The organism is Pantoea sp. UBA5035 (assembly GCF_002415245.1).
GTDB classification, from domain to species: Bacteria; Pseudomonadota; Gammaproteobacteria; order Enterobacterales; family Enterobacteriaceae; genus Pantoea; species Pantoea septica.
On sequence record NZ_DICD01000008.1, the window covers coordinates 253,829 to 268,717 of the forward strand.

Consider the following 14,889-nt stretch of genomic DNA (forward strand, 5'->3'; position numbering starts at 1 on the left):
TTATGCCCTCAATTAAGCTGTCTGCCTGTTTTGCGCTAACGCAAGTGGCGTGGACCGATCGCAAAGTCGCTTTACGCATCCCTGCTCGCTCGGCCCGCGCCCTCCATGGCGCGGGACGCTTTGCTCTTCGGTCCACGCCACCCGCTTATTAGCGTTCTTCGTCGTCTGTCAGAAGGATCCGGCGGCCTTAGTAAATACCCTGACTGCGCAGATAGTCTTCGTAGGTACCGGTAAAGTCCACCACGCGGTCCTCTTTGATCTCCAGCACGCGCGTCGCCAGCGAGCTAACGAACTCACGGTCGTGCGAAACGAAAATCAGCGTGCCTTCGTACATCTCCAGCGCCATATTCAGCGACTCGATCGACTCCATATCCAGGTGGTTGGTCGGTTCGTCCATAATCAGGATATTGGGTTTCTGCATCATCAGCTTGCCGAACAGCATGCGCCCTTTTTCCCCGCCTGACAGCACCTTCGCCGGCTTTTTGATGTCGTCGTGGCTGAACAGCAGACGACCCAGAATGCTGCGCACCGCCTGCTCGTCATCCCCTTCCTGCTTCCACTGGCTCATCCAGTCGAAGACGCTAAGGTCGTCGGCGAAATCGGCGGCGTGATCCTGCGCGTAATAACCGATGCGCGCATTTTCCGACCATTTAACGCTGCCGCTGTCTGGCTCAAGTTCGCCCACCAGCGTTTTCAGCAGCGTGGATTTACCAATACCGTTGGCGCCGATAACCGCCAGCTTCTCGCCCACTTCAAGCAGCAGATTGAGATTTTTAAACAGCGGACCGTTATCAAACCCTTTGGTAAGCGCTTCGACTTCCAGCGCATTACGGAACAGCTTCTTGTCTTGTTCAAAACGAATAAACGGGTTTTGGCGGCTGGACGCTTTAACTTCATCCAGCTTGATTTTATCAATTTGTTTCGCGCGCGACGTCGCCTGACGCGATTTAGAGGCGTTGGCGCTAAAGCGGCTGACGAAAGACTGCAGCTCGGCGATCTGCGCTTTTTTCTTGGCGTTATCTGCTAATAAACGTTCACGCGACTGGGTAGCCGCTGTCATATACTCGTCATAGTTGCCTGGATATACGCGTAATTCGCCGTAATCGAGATCCGCCATATGCGTACAAACCATATTCAGGAAGTGACGGTCGTGCGAAATGATGATCATGGTGCTTTCACGCTCGTTCAGCACCTGCTCCAGCCAGCGGATAGTATCAATATCCAGGTTGTTGGTTGGTTCGTCCAGTAACAAAATATCAGGATTTGAAAATAACGCCTGCGCCAGCAGCACGCGTAATTTCCAGCCCGGCGCAATTTCGCTCATCGGGCCATAATGCTGTTCAACCGGGATGCCAACGCCGAGTAATAACTCGCCAGCGCGCGATTCGGCGCTATAGCCATCCATTTCGCCGTAAAGCGCTTCAAGGTCCGCGACTTTATAGCCTTCCTCTTCGCTCATTTCCGGCAAAGCATATATGCGGTCGCGCTCCTGCTTTACTTCCCACAATTCATGGTGACCCATGATGACGGTGTCCAGCACGCTATATTGTTCAAACGCAAACTGGTCCTGTCTTAACTTGCCGATACGCTCGTTGGGATCGTAAGAGACATTACCGCCGGTGGGCGCCAGATCGCCGCCGAGGATTTTCATAAAGGTGGATTTACCGCTGCCGTTTGCACCGATTAAACCGTAACGATTACCGCCGCCAAATTTTACGGAGATATTTTCGAACAGTGGCTTGCTGCCAAACTGCATGGTGATATTGCTGCTTACTAACACGGCATTGACCTTTATGGCTGAGTGAGGGGAAAAACGGCGGCCATTATGCCAGACATCGCCTTACGCATGCCAGCGCCAGGCGTGCGGCCTGAGGCAAGCCGCTGGCAGTGGGGGAAAAATAAAAAGCCGGTGGCTGTTCAGGCCACCGGCTCCCACTTGCAAGGATTGGGTAAATTTAGCCGATCAGGAAATCGTCAAGGCTTTTGCCGGAATCGAGCGCCTTTTTAATTGCCGCTGGGGTGCGGCCCTGGCCGGTCCAGGATTTTACTTCGCCGTTCTCGTCGGTATAAGAATACTTGGCGGGACGCGGCGCGCGCTTGGCGCGTTTTTTACCGGTTTCCAGCGCGCCCAGTAATTCGTTCGGGTCGATACCGTCAGCCAGCAGCATTTCGCGATATTTAGAGAGCTTTTCTTCTTTTTCGCGGTTTTGCGCTTCTTCAGCTTCCACTTCTTCACGACGTTCTGTGACGACGACGGTTAATTTCTCCAGAATTTCTTCCAGATCGCTCAATGGCAGTTCGCGTGCCTGAGCACGTAATGTGCGAATGTTGTTCAGAACTTTAAATGCGTCACTCATTATACTGTCCTTGACTAAGGGGTTTAATAAAACTGTAGCGACAAGATTACCCAATTCAAATAAAAAAATAAATTAATTTTCTACTCCAGAAAATTCCGAAGCGCGCAGGTAAAATTTCCTGGCGGAAACTTAAGGGAATTCTCACGGTGTTATTAACGGTGAATTAACAGTGCACGTCTGGATAAAAGCGCGCGGCTGAAATCGTTTTCATTGAAGGTTGAAGGGTTTAATAGCCTGTAGCCTGAGGATAAAAGGCGATATAAAGTGCTTTTCAGATGATATTTTACAAATAGTGTCTGCTCGGATCATGCAGGACGCCAGCGTGGACTTTAAGCGTAAGCGAGCATGAAAAGGTTAATCTTCGGCACGAATGGATAAAAAAAAGCCGACGCGGGCGTCGGCTCAGACGTAAATTGATAACCTTTTATTATGATGTTTTATTTGCCGGCTGTCTCAGGGGTTCACGCACAAACTCATCATCGCGCGAGAGGGTTTCATGCAGATAGTGTTCAATCTGCTCCAGACTACGATTACGCGTTTCCGGTACGCACTTAATGACAAATATCGCGCCCGCAATCCCCACCAGCGCAAAGATAAAGAAAGCGCCTGCCAGACCGACGCTTGCCAGCAGCACCGGAAACATTAGCGAAATAAGGAAATTGGCGATCCACATAGCGAATACCGCGCCGCCCATAAAAATACCGCGCAGACGCGTTGGGAATATTTCCGACAGCAGCAGCCAGGTCACCGGCGATAACGCGCCCTGCTGAAAACTTAAAAACAGCAGCATGCCGAACAGCACCATATAGCTGCGCCACATGTCAGGCTGCCCATTAACGGTTTCCGGCATAAACAGCGTCACCGCGCCGATAAAAACCAGGCAGGCGGTGCAGCCGAACTGACCAATCATGGTCAGCGTTCGCCGCCCCATTTTTCCCAGCAGCCAGATGCCGACAAAGGTCATTAACACTGAGATAGCACCGTTGGCGATCGTAGCGAACAGCGCCGCGCTGTCATCCATGCCGACCGCTTTCAGCATGGTCGGCGCGTAATACATAATGGTGTTGACGCCCGTCAGCTGCTGAATGACCGCAATACCCATACCGATCAAAAAGAGCTTAAACAGCCAGGGTTTGCGCAGCTCGCTCAGCCGCGGGCGCTGCTGCTGCTCTTCCGTCAGCGTCTCTTCTATTTCCGTCAGCTCCCATTCAACGTCCTGCCGGGCGCGGGTCCGCTCCAGCACCCGGCGCGCGTCGGCCAGGCGCCCTTTCATCGCATACCAGCGCGGCGTGTCTGGCATAAACATCATGCCGAAGAAAAGCAGTACCGCCGGCAGCGTCGCTACCGCCAGCATCCAGCGCCAGGTCGTTTCACCGCCCCAGGCGGCGTTGAAACCAGCGTTGGAGATATAGGCCAGCATCTGGCCGGAGACGATCATCAGCTCCTGTAGCGTCACCAGCTGGCCGCGTCGGTTCGCCGGCGCGATTTCCGCGATATAGACCGGTACGGTGGCCGCCGCGCCGCCGACGGCGACGCCCAGCACCAGACGGAAGAAAATCATCCAGGCCACATCCGGCGCCATCGAGGTGCCCAGGGCGCCCATGGCGAAGATCACGGCCAAAACCAGAATAATTTTTTTCCGTCCGGCCGCTGCCGCGAAATGGCCGGAGAGCAGCGCGCCAAAGGCTGCGCCAAACAGCAGGCTGCTGGTTACCAGACCGGTGGTGAACGGCGTCAGATGGAGTTCCGGGCCCATAAACAGCAGCGCACCCGAGATGACGCCGGTGTCATAGCCAAACAGCAGCCCGCCAAGCGTAGCGACCACGGCAATGACTTTAACAAAAGGTTCGGTGCGGGCGTTGCTGTTCGGCCCGGAGGCTTTATTCAGCGTAAGGTAGGATTCTCTGGACATGTCTTCTCCCGATGGTGTGCAGATGTCCAGTGAAAATAGATTATTTTTATCGCAAACATAAAATATGAAATATTAGTTTTGCGTGGTGAATCATAGGCTCCGCTTATTTTTGCTTGATAGATCACATTTATGCGCCGTAATCCTTTACCTGGCCCCCTTAATCGCGCCGTAGGTAAAACTCATCAAGGCGATAAAAAAGAAATTTTTATTTCATTAATAGCGGCGTGGCTACGGAGAGCGGCTGCGACAGATGCCGCAGCCGTAAGCAGAGAGAAAGCGTTAGCTGGCGCTGGCGGCCGGGCCGAAAACGTCGAACTGCGGCAGCGTAAAGTTCTGGTAAGTTTCCCAGCCGCCGCCCAGCGCTTTATAGAGCGCCACCAAATCGAGCGCGCTCTGCATGCGCGCCTGGGTCGCCTGCTCCTGCGCCTGCGCCAGCTGACGCTGCGCGTCCAGCACGTCGATAAAGGTCGAGATGCCCTGACGATAGCTGTCGCTGGCCAGATCGAAGGCGCGCTGCAGCGACCCGGTGGTTTCATCCAGCGCCGTGACCCGCGCCTGATCGGCGCGATAGCTTACCAGCGCGTTTTCCACATCCTGCAGCGCGGTGAGCACCGTCTGACGATAGTCGAGCGCCGCACTCGCCTGCTGGGCACGCGCCAGCTTCACGCTGGAGACCAGACGGCCGCCCTGAAAAATGGGAATCGACAGCGAGGGGCCGACGGAATAGAAGTGGCTGCTCCAGTTGTCGAGATAGCTGACGTCGGTATTGCGCACCCCGAGCTGGCCGGTAAGCGACAGGCTGGGAAAGAGCTGCGCCACCGACACGCCGATGTTCGCCGTCTGCGCGTGCAGCGTCGCCTCCGCCTGACGAATATCGGGACGGCGGCGCGCCAGCGTGGCGGGAATGCCGACCGGCACGATCTGCGGCAAGGCGGGCATCGCTTTGGGCGCAAAGAGCTCGTTATCCAGCGCGCCGGGCGTTTTGCCCAGCAGCACCGCCAGCCCGTTCATCGCCTGGCGCGCCTGCGACTGATACTGGGGCAGCTGCGCCTGCAGTGAACTGAGCTGCGCGCGCGCATTCTCCACATCGGTAAGCGGCGCCAGCCCGTTGCGCTGCTGGCTCTGCGTCAGTTCCCAGCTCTGCTGCGCCACCGCAATCTGCTGCTCCAGCGTGGCGACCGTCGCCTGCGCGCCGCGCAGCTGCAGGTAAGCGCGCGCCACCTCCGCCTCCAGCGAAACCAGCGCGTCGTTGCGCTGTTCAATAGCCGCCTGGGTTTGCGCATCGGCCAGTTCGACCTGACGGCGCACTTTACCCCAGAGATCCAGCTCCCAGCTGGCGTCGAAGCTGCCCTGATAGAGCGTCACCGGCTGCTCCAGGCTGCTGAGCTGGCTGGCAGTCTCGCTGTCCAGCTGGTCGGTGGCGCCGTTCGCTTTCAGCAGGCCCTCCAGCCCCAGCTGCTGACGCGTAACTTTCGCGCTGCCGTTCAGGCTGGGAAAGAGGCCGCCGCGCGCCTGCGCCAGCTCCTGGCGCGCGCCCGCGATGCGCAGCACCGCCTGCTGCAGCGTCAGATTGCCCTCGACGGCGCGGTCGATAAGGCTGCTGAGCTGCGGATCGTTAAAGGTTTGCCACCAGCGCGTATTAACGGCGCCGGGCGCGGTTTTCGACGCCTGCTGCGCGTCCATCAGGTGATAACCGCCGGGCAGCTGCGGCTTCGGCGCCTGGTAATCGGGGCCGACGGCGCAGCCCGCCAGCCAGAGCGCCAGCGTCAACAGGCTGAGCGGTCTCGCCAGCGAGCGTGTAGAGATAACCTTCATGTCAGTGTGCTCCTGCGCTGCCTTCGCTCTTAATCGGCGACAGCAGCCAACAAAATGGAATCAAGATCAGGGCGACAATGCTCAGGCCCGTAAAGACGTCGATGTATGCCAGAATGCGCGACTGCGCCACCATCTCCTGATAGAGCTGACCGGCCGCCAGCGTGGCGGGATCGCCCACCGCCGAGGTAAAGTCACGGATCGCCTGCGCCCAGTGCTGCACGGTGATGTTGAACTGCTCGTTCAGCGGCGTCATGTTGTGCACCATATGCGCCGAGCGCACCTGCTCGCGCTCGGTAATCGCCGCGGTCGAGAGCGAGATACCGATAGAGCCCGCCACGTTGCGGAACATGGTAAACAGCGCCGAAGCGTCGGCGTTGAGGCGCTGCGGAATAGTAATGAACGCGATGGTGGTCAGCGGCACAAACAGAAAGCCCAGCCCGATAGACTGCGCGCTGCGCATCAGCACCAGCGTTTTAAAATCGACATCCGGCGTCAGGGTCGAGGAGTACATAAACGCTAGCGCCAGGCAGGTAAAGCCGAAGGCGATAATGTAGCGCGTCTGCACGCGCGGCATCAGGGCGAGCACCAGCGGGATGGTGAGCACAATCAAAACCGCGCCCGGCGACAGCACCAGCCCCGACCAGGTCGCGGTGTAGCCGAGATCCTGCTGCGCCAGCTGCGGCAGCACCACGGAGCTGCCGTAGAGGATCATCGCCATGCCCGCCATCAGCAGCCCGGAGACCCAGAAATTGCGGTCTTTCATTACCAGAATATCCACCACCGGCTTACGCGCATACATCAGCCAGTAGACTGCGCCGACGATGCCGACCAGCGCCAGAGTGGCGAACAGCACAATAAAGTGCGAGGCGAACCAGTCTTCATCTTCGCCGCGATCGAGAAAGACCTGCAGGCAGCCCAGCCCCAGCGTAATCAACCCGATGCCGATATAGTCGATCTTCAGCCGCCCTTTCGCCCACTTGCGCTCCCAGGGCGGATCTTCCAGCAGCTGGTAGATCGCCAGCACCGTCAGGATGCCGACCGGGATATTGATAAAGAAGACCCAGCGCCAGCTGTAGTTATCGGTGATCCAGCCGCCCAGCGTCGGCCCGATAACGGGCGCGACGATAATGGCGATAGAAGAGAGGCCGAACGCCTTGCCGCGATCTTCCGGCTTAAAGTAGTCGAGCAGCACCGACTGCTGCACCGGCTGCAGGCCGCCGCCAAAAAAGCCCTGCAGCACGCGGAACAGGATGATTTGCCATAGCTCGGTGGCGATACCGCACAGGAACGAGCAGACGGTGAACATCACGATGCAGATCAGGAAGAACTGCTTACGGCCGAAGAGTCGGCTGAAAAAGGCGGAGATCGGCAGCACGATGCCGTTCGCCACCAGATAAGAGGTCAGCACCCAGGTGGATTCGTCATAGCTGGAGGAGAGCGAACCGGCAATATGAGGCAGCGCCACGTTAACGATAGTGGTGTCCAGGATCTCCATAAACACCGCCAGCGTGACGGTCACCGCCACCAGCCAGGGATTGCTGGAAGGTTGCCAGCTCTGCGCCTGACTCATTCCACGGTGACCTTAGGTTCTACCGACAGGCCGAGCGGCAGCGGATGGTTCGGATCCAGCCCTTTGTCGATAACGATTTTCACCGGGACGCGCTGGACGATCTTCACGTAGTTGCCGGTAGCGTTCTCCGCCGGGAAGGTAGAGAAACGCGAACCCGAGCCCATCTGAATGCTGTCGACGTGCCCTTCCAGCGCCATATCGGGCCAGGCGTCGACGCTAATCGCGACTTTATCGCCTGGATTCATACGCGCCAGCTGCGACTCTTTAAAGTTGGCGGTGATCCAGATATCGGGCGACACCAGCGAAAACAGCGAACTGCCCGCCTGCACCAGGGTGCCGAGCTGCACGTTGCGTTTGGTGACGAAGCCGTCGTACGGCGCGCGCACCTGGGTATAGGAGAGATTCAGCTCAGCGGTATTCAACTGCGCCTGCGCCTGCGCCACCTGCTGTTGTCGCGCTTCTACGTTGGTTTCCTGCTGGCGAATTTGCAGCGCGACCTGCGAGGCGACTTCCACCTGCGCTTTGGCGCTCTGCAGCTGTGCCTGTGCCGAACGCAGCTGCGCGGCGGCGGTATCGATATTGCGCTGGCTGGTGGCGCGCGGATCGACGCCGCGCTGACGACGATAGTCCGCCTCGGCGCTCAGCAGGTTAGCCTGGGCTTTCGCCTGATCGGCCAGCGCCTGGTCGCGCTGTGCCGGATACTGTACCTTCGACAGCGCCAGCTGCGCCTGCGCCTGATGCAGCTGCGCCTGCGCCAGACCCAGCTGCGCTTTGGCCTGATCGCGCTGAGCCAGGGTATCGCGCGGGTCGATCTCCACCAGCAGATCGCCTTTCCTTACGCGCTGGTTGTCTTTAACCAGCAGCTTCACCACGTAGCCGGAGGCTTTGGGCGCGATGGTGACCGCGTCGCCTTCGGTAAAGGCATCGTCGGTGGTCTCTTCATTGCGCGTGCTGAACCAGAACCAGAAGCCGACGATCAGCATGATTACCACCACCACGGCAAGAATGATCAGCGGTTTTTTGCCGGGTCTTTTACGTTCAGGCTCATCGTTATTCTGGTCAGACTGCTCACTGGATGGATCCTGCTTTTTCTTCGCATCATCCTGATGAGATTCGCCTTTTTCATTCTCGCTCATAGTCAGTTCCGCATAGCTAACGCCCTAATTCCCGGGCATAAAAGGTCAGATAAACAGTAGATGGTAAACTGACATTTTCCAGCGTTTCTTGACCTTTCCCGACAAAAGAGGCACAACCTGCAACATTTTTTTAAGCGCAGCGGAAGTCAGTGCAGCAGGCGCAGCAGCAGCCAGCCGCTCAGCATCGACCAGGCGAGCATGGGTATAGAGAAGAGATGGAACTGCCACCAGACGGCGCGGTCTTTCGCCATGCGTAGCGCGATCAGGTTGGCGAGAGAGCCGGGCAGCAGGCCGAAGCCGCCGATATTCACCGCCCAGGCGAGTACGTCGGAAGGCGGGATCTTCTGTAGCAGCAGAATGGTGGCGGGCACGTTGCTGATAACCTGCGACAGGCCGATAGCCAGCAGATAAATTGCGCCGTCGCTGAAGTGCGACACGGCGTCGAAGTGACGCTGCACCATGGGCAGATGGGTGAGCAGATAGACGTCGATAAACATGGCGATAAAGACCGCCAGCAGACTCCAGTCGATGGCAAGCAGCACCTTCCGCGCCATGACCAGATAGCAGCCCATAATCAGCAGCAGCGCCCAGCCGGTCATCTGCCACTCCAGCGCGGCGACGAACAGCAGATAGAGCAGCACGCTGACGGCGAACAGCGGTTTCTGCCAGGCGCGCGTCTCGTCGCTGCCCTGTTTTTGAATATCGCGCGGCTTAAAACTGAACCACGTCAGCGCCAGCAGCGTCACCAGCAGCCAGACCGCCAGCGGCGTCATTTGCCCGATGAACCCAGCCACGCTGAGCTTGCCGTGACTCCACAGCAGGATATTTTGCGGATTGCCCACCGGCGTCAGCAGCGATCCGGCATTGACCGCCAGCGCTTCAAAGATAATCAGTCGCGACAAAGGCAGGCGCGAATATTTACGCAGCGTCAGGGTCAGCGGCACCAAAATAAACAGCGCCACGTCGTTGGTCAGAAAGGTAGAGAGCAGCGCGGCGGCCAGCACCATAAATAGCGCCAGCGCGCGTTCATGGCGGAAGCGGCCAATCAGGCGCGCCCCCAGCACATCGAAGTAGCCGCTGGTCTCCAGCCCTTTGGTTAACAGCAACAGCCCCGTCAACGTGACGATGGTATGCCAGTCGACGGCGCCAGGCAGATCCGCCCAGCGGAAATTCGCCAGCAGCAGCAACACCGCGCCGAGCGCTAACAGTAAATGCAGAATACGATCATGCAAAAAAGGGCGCAGCACGGTGAGCATGGTAGCGAGTCCGGTGATTAGTGGCGGCTTTCGTAAAACTTCTGGAAGACGGCGAGCGTTTCATCGCTGACGTGATGCTCAATGCCTTCGGAATCGCGACGCGCGGTTTCCGGGCTGATGCCCAACGCAAGCAGAAAGGTTTCGACGATATGATGGCGGGCGCGACTCTCCGCCGCCAGCTTCTCGCCCTCGCCGGTCAGAAAGACGCCGCGATAGGGAACCTGTTCCACCAGCCCGGCGCTACTGAGGCGCTTCAACATTTTGGCGACGGTAGGCTGCGAAACGCCCAGGCGCGCCGCCATATCGACCTGACGCGCTTCGCCGAATTCACCGATTAAATCTGAGATTAACTCAACGTAGTCATCGATCAGTTCGCGACGATGCGCTTCGCGAACCTGTCGAAATCCTTCGACATGCTCTTCAACATCTTTCAGGGGTCCAGGCGACGCGGACGCCCCACTTTTGGCACGACGACTCATTCAGCTTCCTCTTTATTATTCTCCGCACCCGCGCAGCGAGACGGATTTGCTGCGCTCATTGTAAACCAGGCACAAAGAAGCTCAAATTTTTCGTAAATAGCATTGGCTACAGGGTATAGCCAGTGCTATATTTGTCGATATTGTAGGCAAACGCGCAGACAATCAGGAGACGATCGTGCAGGATCCTTATCTGTTATTACTGCTTTTTCTCCTGTTTATCGCCGGCCTTTGCCTGCTATTACGACGTTACTGATTGGGAGGTCGATATGAGCACCCTGAAATGCTGTCTTGACTGCGGCAAATGCTTCCAGACTGAAAAACCGGCTTCATCCGCAACGCTGAAATCCTGGCTTTGCCTGCTGAGCCGCTCCCCGTTTTCGCTCCGTCTGATGCTGGTGGAAAAACTGCTGGGCGAAAAACGCAGCAGTCGCAACTGCCCAAATCTTATCTGGCGCGGCTAACGCGCAACGTCCTTATGCAGCCTCTGCCTTTTGCCTGGGCTGCTTCGCTGTTCGCCCTTCTCACTCCTTTTAGCGCCATTTCCCTTCTTTAGCGAAGCGATCGCGCCGATCCGGCAATAAGACGCGCTAAAAAAAGAGATAAAAAAAACGGCCGCAAAGGGCCGTTTTTTTCTGCAACTGGTCTAAGCAAAACTTAGAAGCTGTAACCTACGCCAGCAATCCAGGTGCCTACGTCGACGTTACGGATACGGCTCTGCTCGTAACCCACGTCAATAGCGAACTGCTGGTACGGGTTGAACTGCAGACCGGCACCGTAGGAGAAGCCTACGTCGCTGGAATCAGAGTTAGAACGGAAAGTGGTTTCGTTCTGCTGGAATTTACCGTAGCCGATACCTACAACGCCGTAGATGCTCGCCCAGTCGTTCAGACGGTAAGCAGGACCTGCGGTGAAACCGTAGTACTGGCCTTTGTTGTACACGCCAGAATCAGTGCGATCTTTTTCGGTGTAGGTGAAAGAACCGATCCAACCCAGCGGGTTAGAGCCGTCTTCATAACGGTATTTCAGGTTGAAACCGTTCGCTTTGTTAGCCACGCCCTGATAGTCGGACTGAGCGTAACCGCCGGTGACTGTGCTCTGCGCCATTGCGGAACCCGCAGAAACTGCCAGAACACAAGCCAGTGCTGAAAGACATGCAATTTTTTTCATAACCACCTCAAATGTGATAATACTTCTCTCCTGACAACGCTGAAAATATAACAAAACTTAGCAAGAAACTCTGCCCGCAAATTATTGTCTAACAGAATGTTTGGTGTAACAGAAAGTTAATGAAGCATCCTATGCTATTCATTTTACTTATAATTTCCGTCATTAAACTGCAATGAATTTCTCGCAATAAAAATTGTCCTTTAAGTTAAATCCTAAAAAAACCTGACATTTCTTTACGCTACTGGCCCTGAAACTGCCTGATTTTTGCTCAGTCGCCTGCGGATTTTCCTGATTGTCTCCTCTGCTTTTGCTGTGGGTTCGATTAAACTGAGCCTCTTCTTGCCCTTCTGCTGACCATCAGGACGCATTTACAGGATGTCACTTTCTCTTTCAGGTAAAACCCCTGCTCCGGCCGTCTCGGTCGCCGTGCTGCTGATAGCGATGCTCTCGCTCCAGGGCGGCGCCTCTCTGGCGAAATCGCTCTTCCCTACGGTAGGCGCAACCGGCATTACCGCGCTGCGTCTGGGACTCGGCACGCTGATGCTGTGCGTGATATTCAAACCCTGGCGGCTGCGCTTTACCCGCGAACAGCGTTTGCCGCTGCTGCTGTACGGGCTGGCGCTGGGCTGTATGAACTTTCTGTTTTACCTGTCGCTGCGCACCGTGCCGCTCGGCGTCGCGGTGGCGCTGGAGTTTACCGGGCCGCTGACGCTGGCGCTGCTGGGCACGCGTCGCCTGCTGGATTTCATCTGGGTGGTGCTGGCGGTGAGCGGACTCTGGTTTTTGCTGCCGTTCGGCGACAGCATGAAAACCATCGATCCGCTGGGCGCGGCGCTGGCGGTAGGCGCGGGCGCCTGCTGGGCGCTCTATATTCTGGCGGGCCCGCGCGCCGGGGCGCAGCACGGTCCGGCGACCGTGGCAATGGGCTCGTTAATTGCTTCCGCGATCTTCGTGCCGCTGGGGCTGACATTCGCCGAGCCCGGCATCTGGCACTGGAGCGTTATTCCTGTCGCGCTGCTGGTCGCTCTGCTCTCCAGCGCCATCCCCTACGCGCTGGAAATGGTGGCGCTAACGCGCCTGCCGGCGCGTATTTTTGGCACGCTGATGAGCCTGGAACCAGCGGTAGCGGCGCTGTCGGGCATTTTGTTCCTGGGTGAAACGCTGTCGCTGACGCAGAGCCTGGGCCTGCTGGCGATCATTCTGGCGTCGGCCGGCGCGACGCTGACGCTCAAGCCCAGAAATAAGGCGCTTAAAGAAGTCGAAATATCCGCGCCGCCGCCGCAATAACTTATTCCGCCTGCGTATAACGCAGGCGAATAATATTCAGCTGCAGCAGGCGGCTTTATTTTAACCAATGGTAAACATTATTATTATCATCCTGAAACATACTGTATGATCTTAAGCCAGGTAAATTGATAACCTTTTGATATTTTAATATTTTTCTTTAGAATAGCTGTAACAGGCCTACCTGCTGGCCATTATTGCCGCTTACTCTTTATCCGTAAATGCTATCTATTTCAGCCATTGATAAGCTCTATCCTGCAAACGCGTAAAGCGCTGCTATACTTATTCCCGTGCTTGATTAGGACAACCCATCAAAGAGAGGATTCATACGATGAGTACCGCAAAACTGGTTAAAACGAACGCTTCCGATCTGCTTTACACCCGTAACGATGTGGCTGATGACGAGAAAAAAGCCACCATTGAGGTGCTCAACCGTCTGGTAGTGGAATTTATCGATCTGTCGCTGATCACCAAGCAGGCGCACTGGAACATGCGCGGCTCCAACTTTATCGGCGTGCATGAAATGCTGGACGGTTTCCGTACCACCATTACCGATCACCAGGACACCATTGCTGAACGCGTTGTACAGTTAGGCGGCGTGGCGCTGGGCACCACTCAGGTCGTTAACGACAGAACGCCTCTGCAGAGCTATCCGCTGAACATTCACAGCGTGCAGGATCATCTGAAAGCGCTGGCCGATCGCTACGCCATTGTGGCGAACGATACCCGTAAAGCGATTTCTGAAGTAAAAGACGAAGACACCGCAGATATCTTCACTGCGGCATCGCGCGATCTGGATAAATTCCTGTGGTTTATCGAGTCCAATATCGAATAAGTGTAAATGCACTCATCAGGCGGGGAAACCCGCCTTTTTTATGTCCGCTTAACAGTAAAATTACTATTTTTTGACCTTCATTACATTTCTGAACGCCTCTCCTTCCCACGCCGAATGCCGCATGCAAAGGTGCATTGCACCAGAATAACCCTATGCACCACTTTGGTGACCCTTTTTGGTGCAAAAGTTTTTACCCGTGCAAAATCGTGTCAGCTTTCAGGTTTAACCCATTGATTGTGGTTAAAATGAAAAGTTGGCATAATTTTTTCATATGGTAAGCCGTAAACACCGCCTTAAGGTCGGGATGTAATAAGGAAAAATGATGAAGTCACTGTTTAAAGTCTCTGTGGCCGCGCTGGCGCTGGCCTTCTCACTCTCTTCCACCGCAGCAGAAAAAAAACTGATCGTCGCCACCGATACCGCATTCGTTCCGTTTGAATTCAAACAGGGCGATAAATATGTGGGCTTCGATGTCGACCTGTGGGATGCCGTCGCTAAAGAGCTGAAGCTGGACTATACCCTGAAGCCGATGGACTTCAGCGGCATTATCCCTGCCCTGCAGACGCGCAATATCGACCTGGCGCTGGCGGGCATCACCATTACCGACGAGCGTAAAAAAGCGATCGAATTTTCTGACGGCTACTACAAAAGCGGTCTGCTGGTGATGGTTCGCAATAATGAAAACGACATCAAAGGCATCGACGACCTGAACGGCAAAGTGGTTGCGGTGAAGAGCGGCACCGGTTCGGTGGATTATGCGAAGGCGCATATCAAAACCAAAGATCTGCGCCAGTTCCCGAATATCGACAATGCCTATATGGAGCTGGGCACTAACCGCGCCGACGCGGTACTGCACGACACGCCGAACATCCTTTACTTTATCAACACCGCGGGCAAAGGCCGCTTTAAAGCGGTCGGCGACTCTATCGAAGCGCAGCAGTATGGCGTGGCATTCCCGAAAGGCAGCGACGAACTGCGTGAGAAAGTAAACGGCGCGCTGAAGACCCTGAAAGAGAACGGCACCTATAACCAGATCTACAAAAAATGGTTCGGCAGCGAACCTAAATAATAATTTTTT

13 protein-coding genes are annotated in these 14,889 nt (G+C 56.1%); 4 read left to right on the top strand and 9 right to left on the bottom strand.

Annotated features, from left to right (window positions below):
* Window positions 1-187: 187 nt before the first annotated feature.
* The 8 genes from B3229_RS06040 to mntR form a co-directional block, all read right to left on the bottom strand.
* Window positions 188-1,780: an ABC-F family ATPase gene (locus B3229_RS06040; RefSeq protein WP_033751423.1), complete on the bottom strand. Its 1,593-nt coding sequence runs from the start codon at window positions 1,778-1,780 to the stop codon at window positions 188-190.
* A gap of 175 nt (window positions 1,781-1,955) precedes the next feature.
* The gene (locus B3229_RS06045) at window positions 1,956-2,357 is read right to left on the bottom strand and encodes an H-NS family nucleoid-associated regulatory protein (protein ID WP_033751426.1); all 402 of its coding nucleotides are present in this window, start codon (window positions 2,355-2,357) and stop codon (window positions 1,956-1,958) included.
* Window positions 2,358-2,784: 427 nt separating this feature from the next.
* Entirely contained in the window at window positions 2,785-4,269 is a 1,485-nt protein-coding gene (locus B3229_RS06050; RefSeq protein ID WP_286870101.1) for a sugar porter family MFS transporter, read from the bottom strand.
* A gap of 279 nt (window positions 4,270-4,548) precedes the next feature.
* Window positions 4,549-6,084 carry an efflux transporter outer membrane subunit gene (locus B3229_RS06055; RefSeq protein ID WP_286870104.1) on the bottom strand — a complete coding sequence of 512 codons (1,536 nt, stop codon included), beginning with the start codon at window positions 6,082-6,084 and terminating at the stop codon, window positions 4,549-4,551.
* Window position 6,085: 1 nt separating this feature from the next.
* On the bottom strand, window positions 6,086-7,654 hold the full coding sequence (locus tag B3229_RS06060) for a DHA2 family efflux MFS transporter permease subunit (RefSeq protein ID WP_033751435.1): 1,569 nt from the start codon (window positions 7,652-7,654) through the stop codon (window positions 6,086-6,088).
* Window positions 7,651-8,790, bottom strand: coding sequence for an HlyD family secretion protein (locus tag B3229_RS06065; protein WP_286870107.1), 1,140 nt, complete (start codon window positions 8,788-8,790; stop codon window positions 7,651-7,653). The genes B3229_RS06060 and B3229_RS06065 overlap by 4 nt, the downstream gene beginning before the upstream one ends.
* Window positions 8,791-8,936: 146 nt before the next feature.
* Window positions 8,937-10,046, bottom strand: a complete 1,110-nt coding sequence (locus tag B3229_RS06070) for an SLC13 family permease (RefSeq protein WP_286870109.1) — start codon at window positions 10,044-10,046, stop codon at window positions 8,937-8,939.
* A gap of 17 nt (window positions 10,047-10,063) precedes the next feature.
* Window positions 10,064-10,525, bottom strand: a complete 462-nt coding sequence (mntR, locus tag B3229_RS06075) for a manganese-binding transcriptional regulator MntR (RefSeq protein ID WP_033789194.1) — start codon at window positions 10,523-10,525, stop codon at window positions 10,064-10,066.
* A gap of 266 nt (window positions 10,526-10,791) precedes the next feature.
* Here mntR and B3229_RS06080 point away from each other — a divergent pair, with 266 nt between their 5' ends.
* On the top strand, window positions 10,792-10,986 hold the full coding sequence (locus B3229_RS06080; protein ID WP_033751444.1) for a hypothetical protein: 195 nt from the start codon (window positions 10,792-10,794) through the stop codon (window positions 10,984-10,986).
* A gap of 193 nt (window positions 10,987-11,179) precedes the next feature.
* Here B3229_RS06080 and ompX read toward each other — a convergent pair whose 3' ends face one another.
* Window positions 11,180-11,692, bottom strand: a complete 513-nt coding sequence (gene ompX, locus B3229_RS06085) for an outer membrane protein OmpX (RefSeq protein ID WP_033751446.1) — start codon at window positions 11,690-11,692, stop codon at window positions 11,180-11,182.
* Window positions 11,693-12,067: 375 nt separating this feature from the next.
* Here ompX and rhtA point away from each other — a divergent pair, with 375 nt between their 5' ends.
* The 3 genes from rhtA (at window position 12,068) to glnH (ending at window position 14,880) form a co-directional block, all read left to right on the top strand.
* Complete coding sequence (gene rhtA / locus B3229_RS06090) at window positions 12,068-12,979, top strand: threonine/homoserine exporter RhtA (protein ID WP_286870110.1); 912 nt, start codon at window positions 12,068-12,070, stop codon at window positions 12,977-12,979.
* Between the two features lie 328 nt (window positions 12,980-13,307).
* Window positions 13,308-13,811, top strand: coding sequence for a DNA starvation/stationary phase protection protein Dps (gene dps / locus B3229_RS06095; protein ID WP_033751449.1), 504 nt, complete (start codon window positions 13,308-13,310; stop codon window positions 13,809-13,811).
* 322 nt (window positions 13,812-14,133) lie between these two features.
* Complete coding sequence (gene glnH, locus B3229_RS06100; RefSeq protein WP_048786446.1) at window positions 14,134-14,880, top strand: glutamine ABC transporter substrate-binding protein GlnH; 747 nt, start codon at window positions 14,134-14,136, stop codon at window positions 14,878-14,880.
* The last annotated feature ends 9 nt before the right edge of the window (window positions 14,881-14,889 follow it).

Coding starts and splice junctions, on each gene's coding strand:
- glnH (WP_048786446.1), top strand. CDS start 14,134: ATGAAGTCACTGTTTAAAGTCTCTGTGGCCGCGCTGGCGCTGGCCTTC.
- dps (WP_033751449.1), top strand. CDS start 13,308: ATGAGTACCGCAAAACTGGTTAAAACGAACGCTTCCGATCTGCTTTAC.
- ompX (WP_033751446.1), bottom strand. CDS start 11,692: ATGAAAAAAATTGCATGTCTTTCAGCACTGGCTTGTGTTCTGGCAGTT.
- B3229_RS06060 (WP_033751435.1), bottom strand. CDS start 7,654: ATGAGTCAGGCGCAGAGCTGGCAACCTTCCAGCAATCCCTGGCTGGTG.
- B3229_RS06070 (WP_286870109.1), bottom strand. CDS start 10,046: ATGCTCACCGTGCTGCGCCCTTTTTTGCATGATCGTATTCTGCATTTA.
- B3229_RS06080 (WP_033751444.1), top strand. CDS start 10,792: ATGAGCACCCTGAAATGCTGTCTTGACTGCGGCAAATGCTTCCAGACT.
- rhtA (WP_286870110.1), top strand. CDS start 12,068: ATGTCACTTTCTCTTTCAGGTAAAACCCCTGCTCCGGCCGTCTCGGTC.
- B3229_RS06050 (WP_286870101.1), bottom strand. CDS start 4,269: ATGTCCAGAGAATCCTACCTTACGCTGAATAAAGCCTCCGGGCCGAAC.
- B3229_RS06045 (WP_033751426.1), bottom strand. CDS start 2,357: ATGAGTGACGCATTTAAAGTTCTGAACAACATTCGCACATTACGTGCT.
- mntR (WP_033789194.1), bottom strand. CDS start 10,525: ATGAGTCGTCGTGCCAAAAGTGGGGCGTCCGCGTCGCCTGGACCCCTG.
- B3229_RS06065 (WP_286870107.1), bottom strand. CDS start 8,790: ATGAGCGAGAATGAAAAAGGCGAATCTCATCAGGATGATGCGAAGAAA.
- B3229_RS06055 (WP_286870104.1), bottom strand. CDS start 6,084: ATGAAGGTTATCTCTACACGCTCGCTGGCGAGACCGCTCAGCCTGTTG.